Here is a 23,634-nt window from a genome sequence, read left to right on the forward strand (position 1 = left end):
GTTTCGCCGGCCGGGGTCGAGGCGACCGGCGAAAATCGTGGGCGGCCAGGTGGCCGCCGTGCCCGGACCTCACGCCCGGGCGTCCGGCTCAGCCGGCCGGGACGACCAGCCGCTGACCGGTGACCACCAGGCCACCGTCGAGGGAGTTGAGCCGCTGGATGCGCTCGATGACCTCACGCACGTCGCCGGCCTCGGCACGCTCGGCGGCGATCGCCCACAGCGTGTCGCCCGTGCCGACGGTGATCATCTCGGTCGCCGGGGTGGGACCGGACTCGCTGGTGGCCACCGAGCCGCCGGCCAGGACGACGCCCACCAGGGCGACGAGCAGCAGGCCGAGCGCCAGCACCACGAGCCGGCCGCGGCGGGTCAGCCGGACGGTGGTGGACAGGGCGGGAGTGAGGGTCATCGTGCTCATCTGGACCTCCTGGGGAAGGGGGTGGTCGGGTGGTCGATCGCTGCGAGGTGATGTCTACCGACGACCACCGACAGTCCCGCTCGAGCCGGCCATCAGGCGCCGGATCGACCAGGTGTTCGATCGAACACATGAGCGAGACTAGATCAGGTGTTCGATGCACGCAAGGGGTCCGGTGAACAATTGTTCGAGACGGTGGTGACGCCCGGCGCCTCGCGACACGCAGTCGAACAGATGTTTGAAGTCGGGCGCGCGCGGCGATACCGTGGCCCCACGACCATCCGAGCGGACTCCCCGGCTCGGGCCTCGCGCACGAAAGGCACACGATGGCGACCAAGGACGGCGGCCCCCGCAAGCGGGGCGTCGCAGAGCTGCCCGACGGGCCCCCTGACGCGACCGGTCTGACCCCGCGCCAGGTCAAGGTGCTGGCCTGCATCAAGGAGGCCATCGAGACCCGCGGCTACCCGCCGAGCATGCGCGAGATCGGCCAGGCCGTCGGCCTGACCAGCACCTCCAGCGTCTCCCACCAGCTCAAGGTGCTCGAGGAGAAAGGCTTCCTCAAGCGCGACCCCCACCGCCCCCGCGCCCTCGAGGTCTTCCTGCCCGAGCTGATGGCCCGGCGCAAGGCGATCTCCTCGGCCGACGAGAGCTCGGTCGACGAGACCGACATCGGCAACACGATGCCGCAGGCCTCCTACGTGCCGGTCGTGGGCCGGATCGCCGCCGGTGGCCCGATCCTGGCCGAGGAGCGCGTCGAGGCCGTCTTCCCGCTGCCGCAGCAGCTCGTCGGCGACGGCCAGCTGTTCCTGCTCGAGGTCTCCGGCGACTCGATGATCGACGCCGCGATCTGCGACGGCGACTACGTGGTGATCCGCCAGGAGCAGACCGCCAGCAACGGCCAGATGGTCGCCGCCCTGATCGGCGAGGAGGCCACCGTCAAGACCTTCCAGCGCAAGGACGGCAAGGTCTGGCTGCTGCCCCACAACGACGCCTACGAGCCCATCGACGGCACCCACGCCTCCATCCTGGGCGTCGTCACCGCCGTGCTGCGCAGCGTCTGAGCCCCACCACCGACCCTCACCGACCCGCCGTCGAACCGACGGTGAACAGTCGGTGTCGACACCCCCGTCCGCGTCACGCGGGCGGGGTTTCGTCGTTGGATGAGGCGTGACCCCACCCCAGAGCCCGACCTCGACCTCGCTCGCCCGGCGTACCGTGCTGGCCGCCGGAGGCGCCGGCAGCGCCGCGATCGCCGTCGGCAGCGGCGTCCTGCCGGCCGCCCAGGCGGCCCGGGCCCGCCACGACGTCTTCGCCCACGGGGTCGCCTCGGGCGACCCGCTGCCGCGCGCGGTGCTCATCTGGACCCGGGTCACCCCCACCCGCGCCGCCACCCCGGGCTCCGGCAAGGGCCCGCGGCTGGGGGTGCGCTGGGAGGTCGCCACCGACCGCCGCTTCCGCGACGTGGTGCGCCGCGGCCGCTTCGTCACCAGCGCGGCGCGCGACCACACCGTCAAGCTCGACGTGCGCGGCCTGCGGCCCGCGACGACCTACTACTACCGCTTCATCGCCCGCGGCCAGCGCAGCCCCGTCGGCACCACCCGCACCGCCCCGGCCAATCGCGCCACGCCCGACAACCTGCGCTTCGGCGTGGTCTCCTGCGCCAACCTGCAGGCCGGCTGGTTCAGCGCCTACCGGCTGCTCGCCGAGCGCGACGACCTGCACGCGGTGCTGCACCTGGGCGACTACCTCTACGAGTACGCCCCCGGCCAGTACGGCATGGGCCAGTCCAACGTCGACGTCCGCGCCCACGACCCGGCCCGCGAGATGGTCTCGCTGTCCGACTACCGCCGCCGGCACGCGCAGTACAAGACCGACCCCGACCTGCAGGCGCTGCACGCGAGGTACGCCTGGATCGTGACCTGGGACGACCACGAGGTCACCAACGACCAGTGGCGCAAGAACGCCGAGAACCACGACGACAGCGAGGGCGACTACCTCAAGCGGCGCGCCCGCGCCCACCGCGCGTACGACGAGTGGATGCCGGTGCGCATGGACGGCACCGCCTCGCTGGGCGACGGCGCCCGGCTCTACCGGCGGCTGCGCTTCGGCGACCTGGCCGAGATCAGCATGCTCGACCTGCGCACCTACCGCTCCCAGCAGGTCGCCACCCCGGTCGTCGACGCCGAGGTCAACGACCCGTTGCGCACCATCACCGGCAACCGGCAGATGGAGTGGCTCAAGGACTCCCTGACCCGGGGCAACCACGCCCCGCAGTGGAAGGTGATCGGCAACCCGGTGATGATCGCGCCCGTCACCTTCGCCGACCTGCCCAACGAGCTCATCGACCCCGTCAACAACGTCACCGGGCTGCTGCCGCAGGACGGCGCGCCGTACAACGTCGACCAGTGGGACGGCTACACCGCCGACCGGCGCGAGGTCTTCGCCCACATCCGCGACCACCAGGTCAAGGACGTGGTCTTCGTGACCGGCGACATCCACTCCGGCTGGGCCTGCGACCTGCCGCTGGACACCTCGGCCTACCCGGTGCTCGGCGACTCGGTCGGCGTCGAGCTCGTCTGCTCCTCGGTGACCTCCAACAACCTCAAGGACATCACCGGCCAGCCCGCGCTGACCCCGGTGGTGGAGGCCGCGATCCAGGCCAACAACCGCCACATCAAGTACCTGAACTTCGACGACCACGGCTTCTCGGTGCTCGACATCACCGCCGAGCGCACCCAGATGGACTGGTTCGTGATCGGCGCGCGCGACGACAAGCAGACCACCGCGACGCACGACGCGTCGTTCGAGACCCTCGCCGGCACCGGCACGGTGCGGCGTGTGGCGACCCCGGTCGGAGACCGCTGATGTGTGAGCCCAGCACGCCCCGCCGCACCGACGGCCAGGCGCCCTTCGACCGTGGGCTCGGCGAGATCCGCGCCGGGCGGCGTACGGTCCTGACGGCCGCGGCCTCGGGCCTGGCGTTCTCGACGCTCGCCGGCCTCGACCCGGCCGTGGCCGCCGGCCCCGCGACCCGCAAGCGCGCCTACGTGCTCGTCGTCGACGGCTGCCGGCCCGAGGAGATCGACAGCGGCCTGACGCCCCACCTGCTGGCACTGCGCGAGGGCGGCGTGCACCACCCGCGGGCCACCTCGATGCCGGTGATGGAGACCATCCCCAACCACACGATGATGATGACAGGGGTGCGGCCCGACCGCAGCGGCGTGCCGGCCAACGCCGTCTACGACCGCGAGCTGGGCGACGTCCGCACCCTCGACCAGCCCTCCGACCTGCGCTTCCCCACCGTCATCGAACGCCTCAACCGGCGCGGGCTGCGCACCGGCACGGTGCTGAGCAAGGAGTACCTCTACGGCATCTTCGGCGAGCGGGCCACGCACCGCTGGGAGCCGTTCCCGATCGTGCCGATCTCGGGGCACGCCCCCGACGAGTTCACGATGCGCGCGACGCTCGACATGGTCGAGACGTTCGACCCGCACCTGGTCTTCGTCAACCTGGGCGACGTCGACCGGCTCGGGCACACCGACCTCACCGGGCCCACCACCCTCGAGGTCGCGCGCCGGCTCGCGCTGGTCAACACCGACCGGCTCGTGGGCGACTTCGTGGCCGAGCTGAAGAGCTCGGGGCGCTGGGAGCACTCGATCGTCATCGTGCTGGCCGACCACTCGATGGACTGGTCCTACCCCGACCGCATCGTCTCGCTGCAGGGGCCGCTCTCCGAGGACCCGTTCCTCGCCGGGCGCTTCGCGATCGCCGACAACGGCGGCGCCGACCTCGTCTACTGGACCGGCCCGCGCGCCCAGCGCGACAAGGCCGTACGCCGCATCCGCCGCATCGCCGCCGACGTGCCCGGCGTGCTGAAGGCCTGGGACCGCCGCGCCGACTGGCTGCGCCTGGGCCCCGAGTCGGGCGACGTGGTGGTCTTCTGCCAAGCCGGCTGGCGCTTCAGCGACCCCGACGTCTTCTCCAACCCCATCCCCGGCAACCACGGCCACCCCGCGACCCGCGCCATCCCGTTCTTCATCGGCGGCGGGCACCGCTCGGTCACCCCCGGCAAGGTCTCCCCGCGCCACGCCCGCACCACCGACGTCGCTCCCACCGTCGGGGCGTTCTTCGGGCTGAAGCCGCCGCGGGGCGGGTACGACGGGCGCTCTCGGCTGTAGGCCGGCGGAGCGGGGCGAGCCGCGGGACGTCATACATCCCGCGGCTCGCTGACGTCCCGCCCGTATGACGTTCCGGGGGGCCGGTCAGCCGAGGAGGTCGCGCATCGTCTCGATCTCGACGCCCTGGCTCTCCTCGATCTCGGCGGCGAGCTCGACGGCCGGCCGGTAGCGGCCGTCCTCCTGCTCGGTGCGGGCCATCTCGACCGCGCCCTCGTGGTGCTCGATCATCATCTCGAGCCACATCGTCTGGAAGTCACCGGCGCCGGCGGCCTGCAGGGCGTCCATGTCGGCGCCCGACATCATGCCGGGCATGGCGTCGTCCATGCCCTCCATGGTCTCGGACATGTCACCGGAACCGTGGCCGGCGTTGGCGTGGTCGAGCATGGTCGGCGGGACCTCCTCGTCCCAGTCGCCCAGCCAGTCGCTGAAGGTCTCGATCTCGGGCACCTGGGCGTCGCGGATGCCCTCGGCCAGCTGCGCGACCTCGGGGTCGAGGTCGCGCCCGCGGGTCAGGTCGACCATGGCCACCGCCTGGGCGTGGTGCTGGACCATGTCGCGCGCGAAGGCGACGTCGGCGTCGTTGTGCTCGGTGGCCGAGAGCTCGGTCGTGGTGGTGCCGGCCTCCTCGCCGCCGCAGCCGACCAGGGAGGTCGCGAGGGCGGTGACGAGCAGGCTCGCGCCCAGGGCGCGGGTGAAGCGGTGGGACATGGGTGTCTCCTGGTGTCAGGTGGTCCGGGAATCGTGCGGGGCGGCGGTGCCGCGCGGAGCCGACGTACGTCGGGCGCGGCGCAGCGCTGCTCAGCACCTGACGACGGAGAACTCCCACACCGCTGGTGGACCCGTGCCTCCCGGCCGGGCGCGGGAGGTGACCCTCAGGGCCAGTGCGGACCGCAGCTCGGCCCACACCGGCGGTGCTCGGTGCCGCAGGCCGGCCAGGGCCAGGAGCATGCCGGCGGCGGCGGCCAGCATGGCGGCGCACAGCACCACCATCTCCGCGGCGCCGTGCGGGAGGCCGTGCCCCTCGTCCGCCGCGGCCACGGTGCCGTGGTGGGCACCGTGCTCTACGGCCGTCCCGGTCGAGTCAGCTGCAGGGGCGACGGAGACCCCCGAGGCCGGGGCGCCGTGGCTGACGCCGACGCCGTGCAGCCCGAGCGCGTGCATGCCCAATATCCCGAGCACGAGGGCGGCGACGGCGACCAGCAGGCCGACACCCACGGGCGCGGTGCCACGGCTCCGGGCCACCTGGGCCGTCGGCGTCGAGCTCACCACCTGCACGCCCCCAGCCTAGGAGCGGGTCCCCCGGACGTCATACCTCGCTGGGCTCGCTGACGTCCCGCCTGTATGACGTCCCGCGCCGCCGGGACCCCGAGCCCGCGGCGGGGGCCTCAGCCCTTCGCGGAGGAGGCCAGCCGGGCCAGCGCCTTGCGGACCACGGCCGGGTCGGTGGTGGTCCACATCGGCGGCAGGCTGGCCTTGAGGAACGAGCCGTAGCGGGCGGTCGCCAGCCGCGGGTCGAGGACGGCCACGACGCCGCGGTCGGAGGTGGTGCGGATCAGCCGGCCCGCGCCCTGGGCCATCAGCAGCGCCGCGTGGGTGGCCGCGACCTGCATGAAGCCGTTGCCGCCGGCCTTGTCGGCCGCCTTCTGCCGCGCGCTCATCAGCGGGTCGTCGGGGCGCGGGAAGGGGATGCGGTCGATGAGCACCAGCTGGCAGGTGTCGCCGGGCACGTCGAGGCCCTGCCACAGCGACAGGGTGCCGAAGAGCACCGTGTGGGGGTCCTCGACGAACTGCTTGGCCAGCTCGGGCAGCTGCGCGTCGCCCTGGGCCAGGATCGTCAGGTGCGGCAGCCGCTCGCGCACCGCCTCGGCCGCGGCCTCCGCGGCCCGCCGCGAGGAGAACAGCCCCAGCGCGCGGCCGTCGGCGGCGTCGACCAGCTCGACGATCTCGTCGAGCTGGGCCTTGACCAGCCCGTCGCGACCCGGCTGCGGCAGGTGCCGGGCGACGTAGAGGATCGACTGCTGGCCGTAGTCGAAGGGGCTGCCCACGTCGAGGCCGCGCCAGGGCAGCACCCCGTCGCCCGGCGCGATCTCGCGCCCCATCCCGACCCGTTCGGTGGGCTTGAGCCCGACGCTGGTGGCCACCGAGGCGAAGTCGCCGCCGAGCATCAGCGTCGCCGAGGTCAGCACCACCGTCTTCTCGCTGAGCAGCTTGTCGCGCATCGGCCCCCACACCGCCAGCGGCGCGACGTGGAGGCGGGCCGGCATCCGCTCGCGGGCCTCGCCCAGCCACAGCACGTCGGACTCCAGGTCGGCGGCCATCCGCTCGGCGACCGCGAAGACGTCCTGCACCATGCCCTTGGACTGCTGCTTGCCCGGGTCGCCCTCGCCGTCCTTCGGGTTGTCCTTGGGGTACGCCGACACGCACGCGCGGGCCGCGTCGCGCACGAGCTGCAGCGCGTCGCCCAGGTGCACCGGCAGCCGCTCGAACCGGCCCGCGTCGGACTCGGCCATCGCGTCGCGCAGCGCGTCGGCCGCATCGGCCAGGTCGTCGGCCTCGGAGCCGTCGACGTGGCGCTGGGAGCGCTTGGCGGCGCGCTCGACGTCGAGCGCCGACAGCTCGTCGGTGGCGGCCTGGGTGACCCGCGCGGTCAGCTCGTGGGCCTCGTCGATCACCACGGCGTCGTACTCGGGGATCATCGGCACGCCCTCGATCGCGTCGATCGCGAGCAGCGAGTGGTTGGTGACGATCACGTGGGAGCGGTGCGCCTTCTCGCGCGCGACCTCGGCGAAGCACTCCTGGCCGAAGGGGCAGCGCGCGGCGCCGAGGCAGTCGCGGTGGCTGACGCTGACCTGGCGCCACTCGCGGTCGGTGTGGCGCGGGGCCGAGTCGCGCTCGCCGGACCCGCCGTCCTCGGCCTGCTTCTCCGCCCAGGAGCGCAGCTCGAGGACCTTCTGGCCCATCGACCCCTCGGGCATCTGCACCAGCGCGCCCTGGTCGTCGGGCACGCCCTCGCGCACCCGGTGCAGGCAGGCGTAGTTGGAGCGGCCCTTGAGCACCGCGAAGGAGGTGTCGACGTCCTTGCCGGCGCTGGAGGACTCCACCGCCTTCATCAGCCGTGGGATGTCGCGCTCGACCAGCTGGTGCTGCAGCGCCAGGGTCGCGGTCGCCACCACGACGCGCTCGCGGTGCAGCAGCGAGGGCACCAGGTAGGCCAGCGACTTGCCGGTGCCGGTGCCGGCCTGCACCAGGAGGTGCTCCTCCTCCACGAACGCCCGCGCGACCGCCTCGGCCATCTGCACCTGCCCCGGCCGCTCGGCACCGCCCAGCGCGCTCACGGCCTCGCCGAGCAGGCGCGTCACCGGCCCGACCGGCGCGTCGCTGAGCAGCGGCGGGGTCGCGGCGTCGGTCGCGGCGTCGGTCGCGGCGGGTGAGGACGTCTCAGGCACCCGAGCACCCTAGCCGCGCCCGCCGACACCGCCCCGGGCCCGGGCCGGGGGCTGTGGAGGGCGGGTGCCGCGGGTCACGGACGCGTCGCGCCACGCACCCCCGCCGCCACCCAGTCGCCGAACGCGGCGTGCCCGGCGGGCGTGAGGTGCAGCCGGTCGTCGAGGTAGTCGAGGTCGACGTCGAGCGCCGAGAGGTAGGCGACGTCGTGGCGCGCGGACAGCTCGGCGAGCAGCGCGTCGACCCGGTCGACGTACGCCGCCCGCGACGGCGCCCCGGCGGGCCCGACGACGACCACCCGGTGGCCCGCGACGGTGGAGAGCAGGTCCTCGAAGCCGGTGGTGATCTCGTCGGCGGAGCGGTCCCAGTCGTTGAGGCCGCCCTCGACGACCACCAGCGTCTCGGCGGGCAGCGCGCCCAGGGCGACGGGTGCGCGGGCCGCGAAGGAGACGTCGCCGCAGCCCGAGGCGCGCGCCGAGAAGCCCGAGCCGGAGAAGCCTGCGACGTGCACCCGACCATCGAGCCGCGCGGGCCACGAGGCCGTCGGGTCGGCCAGGCCGAGACCGGCGCTCCACGAGTCGCCCACGACGAGCACCGGTGCCCCGCTGCCGCTCACGGCCGCGGCACGGGCCTCGGCGTCGACGGCGAACCGCTCGCAGCGCTCGGCGTACGAGCCGGTGGCCCGCTCGGGGGCCAGCACCACGAGCACGGCCGCGAGCGCGACGAGCAGCGCGACGGGCGCGAGCAGGAGCAGACGCCGCCGCGGCACCGAGAGCGGACCGAGCACACCACCATGGTGCGCCCGCGCGCGCCCGGGCGCAGCGGTTCGGGGCTGGTCGTGACCCTCTCGTGCGGAGACCGTGACCTCCTCGACGAGGGATGACGTGCAGTGTGACCTGGCTTACGTTGGACGGCACACCCAGCACAGCCCCAGGAGGCCCGATGTCCCTCGACCGCCGCGCCCTGATCCGCACCGGCGCCGCCGGTGCCGCCGCCGGCCCGTTCGCCGGCCTGGTCACGATGCCCGCCGAGGCCGGGCGCGGCCGACCACCCCGCTCGGTCGAGCTGGTGCCGGTGCGCGACCTGCGCGACGGCACGGTGCGCCTGCACCTGCCGCGCGGCTTCCGCTACCGCTCGTTCCACGACACCGAGGGCCCGGTGGTGCTCACCGACGGCACCGCGCTGCCGGGTCGCCACGACGGCATGGGCGCCTTCCGCGGCCCCCGCGGCACCACGGTCCTGGTGCGCAACCACGAGGTCAACAACCCCCAGCCCGCCTTCGGGCCCGGCGACCCGTACGACGAGATGGCCGGCGGCGGGACCACCACGGTCCAGGTCGACCGCCGCGGCGGGGTGCTCGGCTCGTTCACCAGCCTCAACGGCACGATGATGAACTGCTCGGGCGGGCAGATGCCGTGGGGCTCGTGGATCACCTGCGAGGAGACCGTGAACGGCCCCGACGTCGAGGCCGACTTCACCGGCACCTCCAACGTGCCGCTGACCCAGCCGCACGGCTACGTCTTCGAGGTGCCGGTCAGCCACCAGCCCGGCTCGGGCCAGTCGAGCCGCCGGCCCATCCGCTCGGCGGGCCGCTTCGCCCACGAGGCCGTCTCCTTCGACCCCCGCCGCGGCCACCTCTACCTCACCGAGGACGACTTCGGCTTCGCCTCCGGCTTCTACCGCTACCGCCCGCCGGCGCACCCGATGGAGGTCGGCGAGCTGCGCGACGGCGGGCGCCTGCAGATGCTCAAGGTCAAGGGCGTCGACAACGCCCACCTCGAGGCGCACCAGGAGCAGGGTGCGACCTACGACGTGGAGTGGGTCGACATCGACGAGCCCGACGCCACCTACGACTACACCCCCGGCGAGCCGGCGCCGACCGGGCAGAGCACCGCGCTGACCCACGTGGCCAGCCAGGGCTGGGCCCGGGGCGCGGCGTACTTCTCCCGGCTCGAGGGCCAGGTCCACGACCGCGGCACCGTCTACTTCACCTCCACCCAGGGCGGCGGCGCGGCGATGCCCGGCACCGAGGGCCCCTCGGGCTACGGCAACGGCTCGGGCCAGGTGTGGGCCTACGACACCCGGCGCCAGCAGCTGCGCTGCGTCTTCCAGTCGCCCGGCCCGATGGTGCTCGACCTGCCCGACAACATCACCACCTCCAAGCAGGGCACCCTGGTGGTGTGCGAGGACTCCAGCGGTGACAACTACCTGCGCGGGCTGACCCAGCGCGGCCGGATCTGGGACATCGCCCTCAACCGGCTGCGCAGCAGCGGCGGCGACGAGCGCTTCGGTGACGAGTTCGCCGGCTCCACGTTCAGCCACGACGGGCGCACGCTCTACGTCAACATCCAGTCGAGCCGGGGCATGACGTTCGCGATTTGGGGGCCGTGGGGCCGGATCGGGGTGTAGGCCGGCGCCGAGGGCGCCCGGGGACTAGCCCCGGGCGCTGCCCTCGACGGCGCTGGGCTGCACGGCGTACGACGCGAGCTCGCCGGCCAGCGACTCGTTGGCGCGACCGCGCACCAGCGAGCCGTCGGCGGTGTGCTCGATGCTGTCGATCTCGCCCTCCTGGTGCAGCCGGTTGACCAGGTCGCCACGGCTGTAGGGCAGCAGCACCTCGATCTCGACCGCGGGGCGCGGCAGCTCGGACTCGATCACCGCGAGCGCCTCGGCGATGCCCTCGCCGGTCCTGGCCGAGACCACGACCGAGTGCGGCTCGCGGGCCTGCAGCCGCGAGATCACCATCGGGTCGGCGGCGTCGGCCTTGTTGATCACCACGAGCTCGGGGATCTTGGCCGCGTCGACCTCGGCGAGCACCTCGCGCACCGCGCTGAGCTGGCCCTCGGGGTCGGGGTGCGAGCCGTCGACGACGTGCAGGATCAGGTCGGCGGCGGCCACCTCCTCCAGCGTCGAGCGGAACGCCTCGACGAGCTGGTGGGGCAGGTGGCGCACGAAGCCGACGGTGTCGCTCATCGTGTAGACCCGCCCGTCGGCGGTCGTCGTACGCCGCGTGGTGGGGTCGAGGGTCGCGAAGAGGGAGTCCTCGACCAGCACCCCGGCGCTGGTGAGCCGATTGAGCAGGCTGGACTTGCCGGCGTTGGTGTAGCCCGCGATCGCCACCGAGGGCACCTCGTTGCGGGCGCGGCCCGAGCGCTTGGCCTCGCGGGTGACCTTCATCTGCTTCAGGTCGGCGCGCAGCTTGGCGATCTTGGTGTTGATGCGGCGGCGGTCGGTCTCGATCTTGGTCTCACCGGGGCCACGGCCACCGATGCCGGCGCCGCCGGCGACCCGGCCACCGGCCTGGCGCGACAGGTTGCCGCCCCAGCCGCGCAGGCGCTGCTTCATGTAGGACAGCTGGGCCAGCTCGACCTGGGCCTGGCCCTCGCGCGACTTGGCGTGCTGGGCGAAGATGTCGAGGATCAGCGCGGTCCGGTCGACGACCTTGACCTTGACCTTGTCCTCGAGGTTGCGCAGCTGGCTCGGGGCGAGCTCGCCGTCGCAGATCACGGTGTCGGCGCCGGTGGCGGCGACGATCTCGGCGAGCCCCTCGACCTTGCCGCGGCCGATGTAGGTCGCGGGGTCGGGCTTCTGGCGGCGCTGGTAGAGCGCCTCGAGCACCTCGGAGCCGGCGGTCTCGGCGAGCAGGGCGAGCTCGGCCATCGAGTTCTCGGCGTCCTGCACGCTGCCCTCGGTCCACACGCCCACCAGCACCACGCGCTCGAGGCGCAGCTGGCGGTACTCGACCTCGGTGATGTCCTCGAGCTCGGTGCGCAGGCTGGCGACGCGGCGCAGCTGGTGGCGCTCCGCGAGCTCCATCGCGCCGACCGTGGGGTCGTCCTCGGGGTCCGGTTCGTCGGCGTAGCCGGACTCGACGTCGTCGTCGTCCCACGCGTCGGTGGCCTCGAGCTCGTCGTCGAGTGAGAAGTCAGGTGCGTTCGTCATATGCCTCCAGGGTATGCCGGGTTCAACGCCGGCACGAACGACTTTCATCCCACCGGGTGGCGCAGGGGTGGCAGCATGGCGGCGTGGTCCGCCGACTCAGCGCCCCCGAGCCCGCCGCCCTGGCCGGGGAGGCGCGCGGACGGATGCTCGGCCTGACCGGCTCCCCCGGCGTCGGGAAGTCCACGTGGGCCGCGGCGCTGGTCGAGGCCTGGGGCGGGTCCCGGAGCGCGGTGCTGGTGCCGATGGACGGCTTCCACCTCGCCGACGTCGAGCTGCGCCGGCGCGGGCTGCTGGAGCGCAAGGGCGCGCCCGAGACCTTCGACGCCGAGGGGTACGCCGCCCTGCTGGGCCGGGTGCGCCTGCGCGAGCCGCTGGTGATGGCGCCCGCCTTCGAACGCGACCTCGAGCAGCCGCTGGCCGGGGCGCTGGCGGTGCCGGGCACGGCCGACCAGGTCGTGACCGAGGGCAACTACCTGCTGCTCGACGAGCCCCGCTGGCGCGCGGTGCGCGAGCAGCTCGACACCGTCTGGCACCTGCACGTCGCCGACGACCTGCGCCGCGAGCGGCTCGTGGCCCGCCACGTCGAGTTCGGCAAGACCCCCGACGAGGCCCGCGCCTGGGTCGCGCGCGTCGACGACGCCAACGCCGCGCTCGTCGAGGCCGCCGCGGAGCGGGCCGACCTGGTCGTCGACCTCACCCCCTGACGCGAGCCGGCGCCAGTTCACCGCGAGTCGGCGCCAGTTCCTGGAATTCACGCCGGCTCGTGCGGAACTCGTGCCGGCTCGCGCGGAACTCGTGCCGGCTCGTGCGGAACTCGTGCCGGCTCGCGGTCAGGCGGTGACCCAGGACTCACCGGCCAGCACCGAGGCGACCGGCCCGGAGACCTCGACCCCGTCGGTGCCGAGCAGGCTGGCGGCGCTGAACTGGGCGGCGTACGCGTCGAAGGAGCGGCCGTGGCGCAGCATCGCGTGCTTGCCGTCGGGGATGCGGATGAAGCCGACGCCGGTGTGGGCCGCGATGCGCCGCGCGACGGTCTCGGCGCGGCCGGCCGGGGCGATGCGGTCGCGCATGCCGTGCACGACCAGCACGCTGCGACCCGGCATCGGCACCCCGTCGGTCGGGTAGACCCACGGGTTGAGCGCCACGACCGAGCGCACCGGGTCGAGCCCGCCCGCGAGCAGGGCGGCCCGCCCGCCGAGCGAGTGCCCGACGAGGCCGACCGGGCGGTCGCCGTACCGCTCGCGCACCTGCTCGAGCGCCCAGGCGACGTCGTCGACCGGCGTGTGGTGGGTGTCCCAGCCGCGCCGGGTGTTGAGCAGGCGGTGCACCGCGAGGCGGCCACGACCGGCGCGGGCGACGGCCTTGGCGACCGGGATCATCCGCAGCACCGAGAGCTGCGTGGGGCTGACCCCGGGGCTGTCCTGGCGGTCGGCGCCGCCGTGCAGCACGAGCACGACCGCGCTCGGGTCGGCGGGGGTGACGGTGTCGATCAGACGGGGGGCGAGGTCCACGCGTCGAGTGTTGCAAATGGGTCGTGCCCCTGGGGGTGACCCGCAGGCCACGCCCAGGGGCACGAGACGACTTCTACTTGGGGGGCATCCGGATGCCGCCGTCGACGCGGATGACCTCGGCGTTCATGTAGGAGTTGGTGATCGTCTCGACCACCATCGAGGCCAGCTCGTCGGGGTTGCCGAGCCGCTTGGGGAACAGCACGCTCTCGCCCAGCTTGGCCTTGAACGCCTCCGCCTGCTCGCCCTCCCCGTAGATCGGGGTGTCGATCAGGCCCGGCGCGATGGTGTTGAGCCGGATGCCGGCGGCCGACAGGTCGCGCGCGACCGGCAGCGTCATGCCCACGACGCCGCCCTTGGAGGAGGAGTACGCCGCCTGGCCGATCTGGCCGTCGAAGGCCGCGACCGAGGTCAGGTTGGCGATCGCGCCGCGGCAGCCGTCGGCGTCGGGCTCGTTGCGGCTCATCGCGGTGGCCGCGAGGCGGGTCACGTCGAAGGTGCCGATCAGGTTGATCGCGATCACCTTCGTGTACGCCGCCAGGTCGTGCGCCGAGTCGAAGTCGCCGTCGCGCCCGATGGTGCGCTGGGCCCAGCCGATGCCGGCCGAGTTCACGACCGCGCGCAGCGGCGCGATCTCGGCGGCAGCCTCGACTGCGGCCTTGATCTGGTCGGTGTTCGTCACGTCGACCTGGGCGAAGACGCCGCCGATCTCGGCGGCCAGGGCCTCACCCTTCTCGGCCTGCAGGTCGGCGATGACCACGGTCGCGCCCTTGGCGGCGAGCTGGCGGGCAGCGGCGGCGCCGATGCCCGACGCGCCGCCGGTGACGATGGCAGATGCTCCGGAGATGTCCATGGCGCGCAACCTATCGTCCGGCCCGACCGCCTCGCGCGGGAGTGACTGGTCGGTGGTGCACCACTGACCGGTCGATGGTGCAGAAGTGACTGCTCGGCCCGCGGGCTACAGGTCGGTGGTGCCGCGGGCCACGACCACCGCGGGGCCGGTCATCAGCACGTGGCCGGCCTCGTCGAGGGCGATGGTGAGGGTGCCGCCCGGCAGGTCCACCCGGTACGCGCCCGCTGCGGCGTCCAGCGCGCCGTCGGCCTCGGCCGCGGCCACCATCACCGCGCAGGCGCCGGTGCCGCAGGAGGACGTCTCGCCCGAGCCGCGCTCGTGCACCCGCATCGCGACGTGCCGCGGGCCGCGGCGCACCACGAACTCGACGTTGACCCCGTCGGGGTAGACCCCGGCGTCGTGGCCGGGCGCCTCGAGCAGCGACCCGGCGTCGTCGAGGGAGTCGACGAAGGCGACGGCGTGCGGGTTGCCCATGTCGACGTGGCGCGCGGGCCAGGCCCGCTCCCCCACCGCCACCTCGGTGCGACCGACCAGGCGGGGCGCGCCCATGTCGACGGTGAGGCCGTCCTCCGGGGCGCCGCCGGCGGGGGTGACGACCTTGACGCCGTCACGGGTGCCGACCGGGATCGGCGTACCGGCCTCGACCAGGCCCTCCTGCAGCAGGTGCAGGGCGAAGACGCGCACGCCGTTGCCGCACATCTCCGAGACCGACCCGTCGGCGTTGCGGTAGTCCATGAACCACTCGGCACCCTCGGCGAGCGCGGCCGCGTCGGGGTCGGTGGCGGCCAGCGCGGTGGTGCGCACCACGCGCAGCACCCCGTCGCCGCCGATGCCGGCGCGGCGGTCGCACAGGGCGCGCACCCGCTCCACGTCGAGGGCGCCGTGCACGGAGCCGTCGTGGTCGGGCAGCAGCACGAAGTCGTTGCGGGTGCCGTGGCCCTTGAGGAAGGGGTAGGTCATCGGTAGAGCCCTTCGGCGTAGCCGGGTCCGTAGTACTCGTCGAGCTCGGCCACGCTGCGCCCGCTCGGCTCCACCTCGGCGGCCACCACGGCACGCCGGGGCACCCGCGCCTCGGGGTCCCAGCTCTCCGCCTCCCAGAGCCGCGAGCGCAGGAACGCCTTGGAGCAGTGGAAGAAGACCTCCTCGACGTCGACGACGAGCGCCAGGAGCGGCCGGTGCCCGCGCACCACCAGCTCGTCGAGGAAGGCGGCCTCGCGCACCAGCCGCGCCCGTCCGTTGACCCGCAGCGTGTCGCCGCGCCCGGGGATCACGAACTCGATCCCGACGTGGGGGTTGGCCAGCACGTTGCGGTAGCCGTCGGCCCGCCGGTTGCCGGGGCGCTCGGCGATCGCGATCGTCGTCTCGTCGAGCACGTGCACCAGGCTCCCGGCCGGGTCGCCCTTGGGCGAGACGTCGCAGCGGCCCTCCGCGTCGGCGGTGGCCAGCACGCAGAACGGCGAGGCGGCCAGCCAGTCGCGGTCGACGTCGAGCAGCGCGTGCCGCACCTTGTCGCGGGCCCGCTGCGCCGGCTCGCCCAGCAGCTCGACGAGCTCGTCGACGTCGGCGACCTCGCGCCAGGCGCTGCGGTCGAGGGGTGCGCTGCTCACGGCGCCACGGTACGCCGCCGCGCTCAGGGCCGGGGCTCGAGCACCCGCGCGTCACCCCCGCCCCGCCGCCGCGGCTCGGCCACGGCCGTCAGCAGCCGCCCGGGCCCGAAGCCGATCGCGGTCGCGGCCCCGATCTCGGCGGCACTGGTGAACGCGTCGCCGGCCGGGCGCAGCTCGTGGCCCAGGGCGCGCAGCCCCTCGCCGTACGCGTCGATGAACGCGGGCTCGGCGGTGACCGCGGCGGTGTTGCGCTGCGAGCCGCGCGGGTCGGCGACCGCGGCCGGCAGGTCGAGCCCGCGGTCGAGGTGGTCGACGAGCAGCTGCAGCACCGTGGTGATGATCGTCGAGCCGCCGGGCGAGCCCAGCGCGAGCACGGGCGTGCCGTCGGGCTCGGTGACGATGGTCGGCGACATCGAGCTGCGCGGGCGCTTGCCCGGCTCGATGCGGTTGGGGTCGCCGACGTCGTAGGTGAGGCTGAAGTCGGTCAGCTCGTTGTTGAGCAGGAACCCGCGCCCGGGCACCACGATGCCCGACCCGCCGGTCTGCTCGATGGTCAGCGTGTAGGACACGACGTCGCCCCAGCGGTCGGCCACGGTCAGGTGGGTGGTCTCGACGTTCTCGGTGTCCTGGGCCGTGGCGCCCCGCGGGCGGGGGCCCTCGTCGCAGGCCCCGTCGGCCTCGTCGACGTCGCCGGCGGCGACCGGCTTGGTGGCGGCCTCCGCGGGGTCGACCAGGCAGGCGCGCTCGGCGGCGTACGTCGCGGAGAGCAGCTGCTCGTCGGGCACGTCGACGAACGCGCGGTCGCCCAGGTACGCCGCCCGGTCGGCGAAGGCGAGCGCGCTCGCCTCGAGCAGGTGGTGCAGCACCTGGGTCTCGCTCATCGCGTCGAGGTCGAAGGTGTCGAGGATCTGCAGGGTCTCGCCCACGGTGCTGCCGCCGCTGGAGGAGCCGCCCATCCCGTGCACCCGCAGGCCGCGGTAGTCGGCGGTGACCGGGTCGGGCTGCAGGGTGCGGTAGCGGCGCAGGTCGCGCGGGCGCATGTGGCCGGCCGGCACCGGCAGGTCGGTGTCGCGCACCACCGGTGGCTTGCGGGTGGTCCTGGCGATCCGGGCCGCGAGCCGGCCGCGGTAGAACGGGCCGGTGCCCTTGCGCCCGACCAGCTCGTAGAGGCGTGCCAGGTCGGGGTTCTCGAAGACGCTGCCGACCGCGGGCGGCTCCCCGCCGGGCAGGAAGAGCCGTCGCGAGCTGCGGAAGGCCGCGAACCGCTCGGCGTTGTCGGTCGTCTGGTCGTGGAAGGTCTGGTCGACCACGAACCCGCGGCGCGCGAGCGTGGCGGCCGGCGCCAGCGAGCGGCGCAGCGAGCGGGTGCCCCACTCGCGCAGCGCCGTCTCCCAGGTGGCCAGGGTGCCGGGCACGCCGACCGACACGCCGCTGGTGACCAGCTCGGGGGTGAACGGGTAGGGCTCGCCGGTCTCGGGGTCGATGAACGCGTCGCGCGGCATCGCCGCGGGCGCGGTCTCGCGGCCGTCGATGGTCGAGACCTCGCCGGTGCGGCCGTCGAGGTGCACCAGGTAGCCGCCACCGCCGACCCCCGCGGAGTAGGGCTCGGTCACCCCGAGCGCGGCGGCGGTGGCGACGGCGACGTCGACCGCGTTGCCGCCCCGGCGCAGCACGCGCAGGCCGATGCGGGTGGCCTCGGGGTCGACCGAGGTCACGGCGCCGCCGGTGCCGACGGCGGTGGGGTTCTTGTCGGGCGGGCGGGGCTCGCCGGCGCCCGCGGGGGCGGCAGCGGCGAGCAGCGAGAGAGGGAGCAGGGTGGCGGTCGTGGCCGCGAGCAGGCGGGTGGGGCGCATCGTTCCTCCGAGCAGGACGAGGGGGGCTTCCACGGTGCGCCCCTCCCCGGCCGGCGTCAATGCCCGCCAGGGGTGCGGTGCGGGCGCCCTCAGCCCGTGGGGCGCACGACGTCGTAGCGGGCACACGCGAAGTCGCCGTTGCGCGCCAGGTCGACCAGGCGCAGGTCGAGTGCCTCGGTGAGCAGCGGTCGCCCGGCGCCCAGCGCGACGGGCGCGATCGACACGATGACCTCGTCGAGCAGCCCCGCGGCCGCGACCTGCGAGGCCAGCCCGCCGCCGCCGACCACCCACACGCCGCTCCCGCCCGCGGCCGCGAGCACCTCGGGCCACACCTCGGCCACGTCGCCGCTGGCGAAGCGCAGGTCGGCGCCCTCGATGCGCGGCAGGTCACGGTGGGTGAAGACCCAGCAGGGCTGCTCGTAGGGCCACCCGCCGGCGACGTCGTCGTGGGTGCGCACCCACTCGTAGGTCGTCGCGCCCATCAGCAGCGCGCCGATGCCGGAGATGAACGCGGGGTAGCCCATCGGGCCGTCGTCGTCGATCTGCTGGCGGAAGAGCCAGTCGAGGGCGTCGTGCTCGTCGGCGATGAACCCGTCGAGCGTCGAGGCCACGTAGTAGGTCGTGCGGGTCATGGACCGATGCTGCCACCGACCGCCGACACGCGCTCGACGGCGGCCAGCGCGAGGTCGACGCGCGCCGGGTCGTCGTGGTCGACCCACACGATGCGCGGGTCCTTGCGGAACCAGGAGTCCTGGCGCCGCGCGAAGCGCCGGGTCGCCACCACGGTGCGCTCACGGGCCTCGTCGAGGCCCAGCTCGCCGCCGACGTACGCCGCCACCTCGCGGTAGCCGATGGCGCGCGAGGCGGTGCGCCCCCGGGCCAGGCCCGCGGCCAGCAGCCGCTCGACCTCGGCGACGAAGCCGTCGGCGAACATCTGCTCCACGCGCTGCTCGATGCGCGCGTCGAGGGTCGGCCGGTCGATGTCGACGCCGACCTGCACGGTGCGCGGGTCGGTGTAGACCAGGCGCGGCAGGGAGGCGCTGAAGGGCCGCCCGGTCAGCTCGACCACCTCGAGGGCGCGCACCACGCGGCGGGTGTTCTCGGGCTCGATGCGTGCGGCCGCCTCGGGGTCGAGCCGCGCGAGGCGGGCGTGCAGCGCCCCGCTGCCGTGCTCGTCGGCCTCGGCCTCGAGCCGGGCGCGCAGCGCCTCGTCGGTGCCGGGGAACTCGAACTGGTCGAGCACCGCGCGGGTGTACAGCGCCGACCCGCCCACCAGCACCGGCGCCCGGCCGCGCCCGCGCAGCTCGGCGATGCAGCCGCGCGCCTGCTCCTGGAAATGCGCCACGTTGGCCGGCTCGCCCACCTCGAGCAGGTCGAGCAGGTGGTGCGGCACGCCGCGCCGCTCGTCGAGGGGCAGCTTGGCGGTGCCGACGTCCATGCCGCGGTAGAGCTGCATCGCGTCGGTGTTGACCACCTCCCCGCCGAGCCGCTCGGCGAGGTCGAGGGAGAGCCCGCTCTTGCCCGACGCGGTCGCGCCGACGACCGCGACCACCACCGGCACGGGAGCGGGCACGGAGGCGGGCTCGCTCCCCATCCCCTCGGGCGTCCCGGCCGACTGCGACATGTGACTAGTGTGGCAACGACCCCAGCCGCACCGACCAGGAGGCCGAGATGGGTTTCTTCGACAAGCGCAACATCGACAAGCTGCGCGGCAAGGTGACCGACGCCGTCGACAAGCACGGCGACAAGATCTCGGACGGGATCGACAAGGCCGCCGCGGCCGCCGACAAGCGCACCGGCGGCAAGCACAGCGACAAGATCGCCAAGGGCGTCTCGAAGGCCAAGGACGGCCTCGACCGGCTCGACGGCAAGAACGACGACATCCCGCCCGACAACCCGCCCACCACCTACCCCCGGACGGAGGACACGCCGTGACCGCACCCGTGCCCGAGGAACGCCACGAGAGCCCGCTGCCCACCGAGGAGGACCCGCCCGGCGAGCACGAGGGCGAGCTGCCCGGCGACGACGCCGAGCGTCCGGTCGACCCGGCCCCGGCCGAGCACGAGCGCAACGCCGAGACCTCCGAGGACCAGCCCAGCCAGTGACCACCCCCGCGACCAGCCCCGTCGACACCGTCAGCACCGACCCGCACCACGGGCGGTTCGTGGTGGTGCCCGCCGCCTACGTCTTCCTGCTCCGCCAGGGCGAGACGGGGGTCGAGGTGCTGCTCCAGCTGCGCCGCGGCACCGGCTACATGGACGGGCACTGGGCCGCGGCCGCCGCCGGCCACGTCGAGCGCGGCGAGACGGCGTACGACGCGGCGCACCGCGAGGCGCGCGAGGAGATCGGGGTCGGCGACCTCGACCTCGAGTTCGTCACCGCCATGCACCGCACGCGCGGTGGTGAGCCGATCGACGAGCGCATCGACTTCTTCTTCACCGCCTCGACCTGGAGCGGCGAGCCGCGCGTGGTCGAGCCGGAGAAGTCCGCCGGGCTGCGCTGGTGCGCCCTCGACGGGCTCGACGCGCTGCCCGACCCGGTGGTCCCCCACGAGCTGGCGGTGTTGGAGAGCCTCCGGCGGGGTACGACCAGTCCCTACAGCACCTTCGGCTTCGACGCTGCCACGCGCACCGCCCAGGCCCCCGAGGAAGGACGCAGCAGATGAACGACGAGAACAGCAACGACGAGGCAGCAGACCTCGGTCCGATGCCGACACCGCAGGCCGAGGAGCCCCAGCTGGTGCCCGGCGGGGTCGACGCGTTCGGGGAGCTCTCCCCCGAGCCGGTCGTCCCCGACCTCTCCGCGAGCGCCAACCCCGCCACGGAGGACGCCCCCGCCGAGACGAGCGAGGGCGAGGACACCAGCACCAAGGCCACCGACGCCGAGGCCGACGCCGAGGCCGTGGAGCCGAGCGACGAGGCCCCGGTATGAGCCGGCCCACCGACCCTCGCACCGGTCGCGAGCCCGACGACCCGCGCCACTCCAACGACGAGCTCGCCGGCGACATGGGCGTCAGCAGCGAGCGTGAGGGCCCCACCGGCTCGAGCCGGCAGGCGACCGACGGCGTCAAGGACACCTCGCTCTCCGACGAGCACGGCGTCCCCGACCCCGAGAAGCCCGAGAAGACCCGGGGCGGCGAGGAGCCGCAGCCCGAGGGGATCACCCCGAAGGCCGGCTACTCCTCCATCGACCCCCGCAGCAAGGACTGAGCCCCGGGCCCGTCGTAGTCGAACGGGCACAACGCGGGCCCCGGCCCGAGCAGGCCGCGGCACTACGCGGTGCGGCAGCTCGGGCACCTCTGTTGTGCCCGTTCGACTACGACCGCCCTCAGCACAGCGGCTACCCGGTCCGCGTGCAGCATCACCTCTTCCCACGAGAAGCGCAGCACCAGCCACCCCGCCGCCACGAAGGCGTTGTAGCGACGCGCGTCGCGGTGCAGCGCGGCCCGGTCGCCGTGCCACTCGAACGAGTCGGCCTCCAGCGCGACCTTGAGCCGCTCGTCCACCAGGTCGGGGCGCCCCAGCCAGTGCGGGTCGCGCACCGGGACCTGGGCACGGACGACCAGGCCCTCGACCGAGAGGCAGATGGCTCGCAGGGCCGACTCGAACGGGTTCGCAGCAGCAGCGTCGGCACGCTCCGCCACGCGTCGGACCTGCCGCCCGCCGGGGCCCCGGACGTCGCGCGCGAGCGTGCGTAGCCGCCCCCGGCCGAAACCGTCGCGCAGCGCCGAGTCGGCGACGGCGAGCGCCTCGGGGAACGGCAGCGTGCGCAGGCAGTCGACCAGCGTGCGCTCCGGCGAGGTGCATCCGTCGACCACCTCGGAGCGGTGCAGGTCGGCCAGTCGCAGCGCGATCCCGTCACGGTGGGCGCCGGTGACGTTGCGGCTGCGCGGCACCGTGACCTCGGGCCGCTCAGGCGGAGTCGCCACCGCCCACCCGTGCAGCAACGCGGCGCTGCGGTGCGAGACCACCCCGCTGACCCGGTGCGCCGCCGCCCGGGCCTCGTCGGCGGCGGGCAGGGCGTAGCGGCCCCGGGCCAGCGCCACCACCTCGCCCGTGGCGATCGCGGCGTCGACGGCTCGCCGGGAGCAGGCACGCACCAGCGCCGCTCGCGTGGCCACCCCACCCAGCGTCGTCAGGACCTCCGCCACGGGGAGGCGCTCGTCGTCCACCCGACGAGCATGCGGCGGCGCGGCGCTCGGTGCACCTGCTCCTCCACAGGGGAGGTGTCAGCGGCAGGCGGGAGCGTCGGGCAGCGGGGCGGGCACGCCGACGGTGGGCATGCCCAGGCCGACGCCGGCGGGGGTCGGCGCGGAGGTGCGGGCCTGCCACGCGTCGCCCGAGCGGGTACGCCGCACGGAGACCACGCGGTCGGCGACCAGGTGGTGCGGGGCGGCGTAGGTGACCTCGACGGTGACCATGTCACCGGGGCGCACCTCCTCGTCCGGCGCGACGAAGTGCACCAGGCGGTTGTCGGGTGCGCGGCCGGAGAGACGCAGCGTCTCGGCGTCCTTGCGCCCCTCGCCCTCGGCGACCATCAGCTCGAGGGTGCGCCCGACGTTCTTCTTGTTCTCGGCCCAGGCGATCTCGTTGACCAGGTCGACGAGGCGGCCGTAGCGGTCCTTGACGACCTCGGGCGGGACCTGGTCGGGCAGCGTCGCGGCGGGGGTGCCCGGGCGCTTGGAGTACTGGAAGGTGAAGGCGGAGGAGAACCGCGACTCGGCGACCACGCGCAGCGTCTCGGCGAAGTCCTCCTCGGTCTCGCCGGGGAAGCCGACGATGATGTCGGTGGTGATGGCGGCCTCGGGGATCGCCGCGCGCACCCGCTCGATGATGCCGAGGTACTTGGTGGAGCGGTAGGAGCGACGCATGTCCTTGAGCACCTTGTCGGAGCCCGACTGCAGCGGCATGTGCAGGCTCGGCATCACGTTGGGCGTCTCGGCCATCGCCTCGATGACGTCGTCGGTGAACTCCGCCGGGTGCGGGCTGGTGAACCGCACCCGCTCGAGGCCCTCGATGTCGCCGCAGGCGCGCAGCAGCTTGGAGAAGGCCTGCCGGTCGCCGAACTCCACGCCGTAGGCGTTGACGTTCTGCCCCAGCAGGGTCACCTCGGAGACGCCCTCGGCGACCAGCGCCCGGATCTCGGCCAGGATGTCGCCGGGTCGGCGGTCCTTCTCCTTGCCGCGCAGCGCCGGCACGATGCAGAAGGTGCAGGTGTTGTTGCACCCGACCGAGATCGAGACCCACGCGGCGTACGCCGACTCGCGCTTGGTGGGCAGCGTCGAGGGGAAGACGTCGAGGGACTCCAGGATCTCGACCTGGGCCTCCTCCTGCACCCGCGCCCGCTCGAGCAGCACCGGCAGCGAACCGATGTTGTGGGTGCCGAAGACCACGTCGACGTACGGCGCCCGGTCGGTGATCGTGGCGCGGTCCTTCTGGGCCAGGCAGCCGCCGACGGCGATCTGCATGCCGGGTCGCGCGGCCTTGATCGGCGCGAGGTGCGAGAGGTTGCCGTAGAGCTTGTTGTCGGCGTTCTCGCGCACGGCGCAGGTGTTGAAGACGACGACGTCGGCCTGGTCGCCCGCCTCGGCGCCCTGCTTGTCGAACGGCGCGTAGCCCGCGTCCTCCAGCAGCCCGGTCAGGCGCTCGGAGTCGTGGACGTTCATCTGGCACCCGTAGGTCTTAACCTCGTAGGTGCGGGGCGCGGCCTCGGGCGGGGCGGTGGTGGCAGTCATGACCGTCCCAGGGTACGGCGGCGCGGCGGGACCGCCCGAATCCGTCGTCCCGCACCCTGCCGCACGCCTACGAGGCGCGGCTGGACAGCGAAAACGCAATGAA

The 23,634-nt window shown here is 74.0% G+C and carries 25 protein-coding genes; 10 read left to right on the plus strand and 15 right to left on the minus strand.

Going from position 1 to position 23,634, the window contains the following annotated elements; all coding sequences use genetic code 11:
- Positions 1-88 precede the first annotated feature (88 nt).
- Positions 89-415, minus strand: coding sequence for a LysM peptidoglycan-binding domain-containing protein (locus JOE61_RS06580; protein ID WP_193670117.1), 327 nt, complete (start codon positions 413-415; stop codon positions 89-91).
- Positions 416-738: 323 nt separating this feature from the next.
- On the opposite strand from JOE61_RS06580, the gene lexA reads away from it, so the two are divergent.
- The 3 genes from lexA (at position 739) to JOE61_RS06595 (ending at position 4,590) form a co-directional block, all read left to right on the plus strand.
- Entirely contained in the window at positions 739-1,473 is a 735-nt protein-coding gene (gene lexA / locus JOE61_RS06585; protein ID WP_193670118.1) for a transcriptional repressor LexA, read from the plus strand.
- A gap of 106 nt (positions 1,474-1,579) precedes the next feature.
- Entirely contained in the window at positions 1,580-3,277 is a 1,698-nt protein-coding gene (locus JOE61_RS06590; RefSeq protein WP_193670119.1) for an alkaline phosphatase D family protein, read from the plus strand.
- Positions 3,277-4,590, plus strand: coding sequence for an alkaline phosphatase family protein (locus JOE61_RS06595; RefSeq protein WP_193670120.1), 1,314 nt, complete (start codon positions 3,277-3,279; stop codon positions 4,588-4,590). The genes JOE61_RS06590 and JOE61_RS06595 overlap by 1 nt, the downstream gene beginning before the upstream one ends.
- 84 nt (positions 4,591-4,674) lie before the next feature.
- Here JOE61_RS06595 and JOE61_RS06600 read toward each other — a convergent pair whose 3' ends face one another.
- The 4 genes from JOE61_RS06600 to JOE61_RS06615 form a co-directional block, all read right to left on the minus strand.
- Positions 4,675-5,298 (minus strand): DUF305 domain-containing protein, encoded by a 624-nt coding sequence (locus JOE61_RS06600; protein ID WP_193670121.1) that lies wholly within the window; start codon positions 5,296-5,298, stop codon positions 4,675-4,677.
- Positions 5,299-5,388: 90 nt separating this feature from the next.
- Positions 5,389-5,865, minus strand: coding sequence for a hypothetical protein (locus JOE61_RS06605; RefSeq protein WP_193670122.1), 477 nt, complete (start codon positions 5,863-5,865; stop codon positions 5,389-5,391).
- A 110-nt stretch (positions 5,866-5,975) separates the two neighbouring features.
- Complete coding sequence (locus tag JOE61_RS06610) at positions 5,976-7,883, minus strand: ATP-dependent DNA helicase (RefSeq protein ID WP_193670200.1); 1,908 nt, start codon at positions 7,881-7,883, stop codon at positions 5,976-5,978.
- A gap of 227 nt (positions 7,884-8,110) precedes the next feature.
- On the minus strand, positions 8,111-8,821 hold the full coding sequence (locus JOE61_RS06615) for an SGNH/GDSL hydrolase family protein (RefSeq protein ID WP_193670123.1): 711 nt from the start codon (positions 8,819-8,821) through the stop codon (positions 8,111-8,113).
- A gap of 155 nt (positions 8,822-8,976) precedes the next feature.
- Here JOE61_RS06615 and JOE61_RS06620 point away from each other — a divergent pair, with 155 nt between their 5' ends.
- Positions 8,977-10,443, plus strand: coding sequence for an alkaline phosphatase PhoX (locus JOE61_RS06620; RefSeq protein WP_193670124.1), 1,467 nt, complete (start codon positions 8,977-8,979; stop codon positions 10,441-10,443).
- 24 nt (positions 10,444-10,467) lie between these two features.
- On the opposite strand, the gene hflX is transcribed toward JOE61_RS06620, so the two are convergent.
- The gene (gene hflX, locus JOE61_RS06625) at positions 10,468-11,976 is read right to left on the minus strand and encodes a GTPase HflX (RefSeq protein WP_193670125.1); all 1,509 of its coding nucleotides are present in this window, start codon (positions 11,974-11,976) and stop codon (positions 10,468-10,470) included.
- 83 nt (positions 11,977-12,059) lie between these two features.
- Here hflX and JOE61_RS06630 point away from each other — a divergent pair, with 83 nt between their 5' ends.
- Positions 12,060-12,680 carry a nucleoside/nucleotide kinase family protein gene (locus JOE61_RS06630; protein ID WP_307822848.1) on the plus strand — a complete coding sequence of 207 codons (621 nt, stop codon included), beginning with the start codon at positions 12,060-12,062 and terminating at the stop codon, positions 12,678-12,680.
- Positions 12,681-12,806: 126 nt separating this feature from the next.
- On the opposite strand, the gene JOE61_RS06635 is transcribed toward JOE61_RS06630, so the two are convergent.
- The 7 genes from JOE61_RS06635 to miaA form a co-directional block, all read right to left on the minus strand.
- A complete protein-coding gene (locus JOE61_RS06635; RefSeq protein WP_307822849.1) occupies positions 12,807-13,487 on the minus strand; it encodes an alpha/beta hydrolase in 681 nt (226 codons plus the stop codon).
- A 73-nt stretch (positions 13,488-13,560) separates the two neighbouring features.
- Positions 13,561-14,337, minus strand: coding sequence for an SDR family NAD(P)-dependent oxidoreductase (locus tag JOE61_RS06640; protein ID WP_193670126.1), 777 nt, complete (start codon positions 14,335-14,337; stop codon positions 13,561-13,563).
- 105 nt (positions 14,338-14,442) lie between these two features.
- Entirely contained in the window at positions 14,443-15,297 is an 855-nt protein-coding gene (gene dapF / locus JOE61_RS06645) for a diaminopimelate epimerase (RefSeq protein ID WP_193670127.1), read from the minus strand.
- Positions 15,294-15,944, minus strand: a complete 651-nt coding sequence (locus JOE61_RS06650; protein ID WP_193670128.1) for an MSMEG_1061 family FMN-dependent PPOX-type flavoprotein — start codon at positions 15,942-15,944, stop codon at positions 15,294-15,296. The genes dapF and JOE61_RS06650 overlap by 4 nt, the downstream gene beginning before the upstream one ends.
- Positions 15,945-15,967: 23 nt before the next feature.
- Positions 15,968-17,830 (minus strand): gamma-glutamyltransferase, encoded by a 1,863-nt coding sequence (gene ggt / locus JOE61_RS06655; RefSeq protein WP_307822850.1) that lies wholly within the window; start codon positions 17,828-17,830, stop codon positions 15,968-15,970.
- Positions 17,831-17,886: 56 nt separating this feature from the next.
- Positions 17,887-18,429: a dihydrofolate reductase family protein gene (locus JOE61_RS06660; protein ID WP_193670129.1), complete on the minus strand. Its 543-nt coding sequence runs from the start codon at positions 18,427-18,429 to the stop codon at positions 17,887-17,889.
- Entirely contained in the window at positions 18,426-19,391 is a 966-nt protein-coding gene (gene miaA / locus JOE61_RS06665) for a tRNA (adenosine(37)-N6)-dimethylallyltransferase MiaA (protein ID WP_193670204.1), read from the minus strand. Before miaA ends, JOE61_RS06660 begins: the two co-directional genes overlap by 4 nt.
- 77 nt (positions 19,392-19,468) lie before the next feature.
- Between miaA and JOE61_RS06670 the strand changes: the two genes are divergently transcribed.
- Genes JOE61_RS06670 through JOE61_RS06690 form a run of 5 tightly spaced genes read left to right on the plus strand, consistent with a single transcriptional unit; the run spans position 19,469 to position 21,006 of the window.
- On the plus strand, positions 19,469-19,732 hold the full coding sequence (locus JOE61_RS06670) for an antitoxin (RefSeq protein WP_193670130.1): 264 nt from the start codon (positions 19,469-19,471) through the stop codon (positions 19,730-19,732).
- On the plus strand, positions 19,729-19,902 hold the full coding sequence (locus JOE61_RS06675) for a hypothetical protein (protein WP_193670131.1): 174 nt from the start codon (positions 19,729-19,731) through the stop codon (positions 19,900-19,902). Before JOE61_RS06670 ends, JOE61_RS06675 begins: the two co-directional genes overlap by 4 nt.
- Positions 19,899-20,462, plus strand: a complete 564-nt coding sequence (locus tag JOE61_RS06680; RefSeq protein WP_193670132.1) for an NUDIX domain-containing protein — start codon at positions 19,899-19,901, stop codon at positions 20,460-20,462. The genes JOE61_RS06675 and JOE61_RS06680 overlap by 4 nt, the downstream gene beginning before the upstream one ends.
- The gene (locus JOE61_RS06685) at positions 20,459-20,728 is read left to right on the plus strand and encodes a hypothetical protein (RefSeq protein WP_193670133.1); all 270 of its coding nucleotides are present in this window, start codon (positions 20,459-20,461) and stop codon (positions 20,726-20,728) included. The genes JOE61_RS06680 and JOE61_RS06685 overlap by 4 nt, the downstream gene beginning before the upstream one ends.
- Positions 20,725-21,006, plus strand: a complete 282-nt coding sequence (locus JOE61_RS06690) for a hypothetical protein (RefSeq protein WP_193670134.1) — start codon at positions 20,725-20,727, stop codon at positions 21,004-21,006. The genes JOE61_RS06685 and JOE61_RS06690 overlap by 4 nt, the downstream gene beginning before the upstream one ends.
- A gap of 62 nt (positions 21,007-21,068) precedes the next feature.
- On the opposite strand, the gene JOE61_RS06695 is transcribed toward JOE61_RS06690, so the two are convergent.
- Positions 21,069-21,968 carry a DUF559 domain-containing protein gene (locus tag JOE61_RS06695; RefSeq protein WP_193670135.1) on the minus strand — a complete coding sequence of 300 codons (900 nt, stop codon included), beginning with the start codon at positions 21,966-21,968 and terminating at the stop codon, positions 21,069-21,071.
- A 57-nt stretch (positions 21,969-22,025) separates the two neighbouring features.
- Positions 22,026-23,531: a tRNA (N6-isopentenyl adenosine(37)-C2)-methylthiotransferase MiaB gene (gene miaB / locus JOE61_RS06700; protein ID WP_193670136.1), complete on the minus strand. Its 1,506-nt coding sequence runs from the start codon at positions 23,529-23,531 to the stop codon at positions 22,026-22,028.
- Between the last annotated feature and the right edge of the window lie 103 nt (positions 23,532-23,634).

Origin of the sequence: Nocardioides salarius, from assembly GCF_016907435.1 — a bacterium.
GTDB lineage: Bacteria > Actinomycetota > Actinomycetes > Propionibacteriales > Nocardioidaceae > Nocardioides > Nocardioides salarius.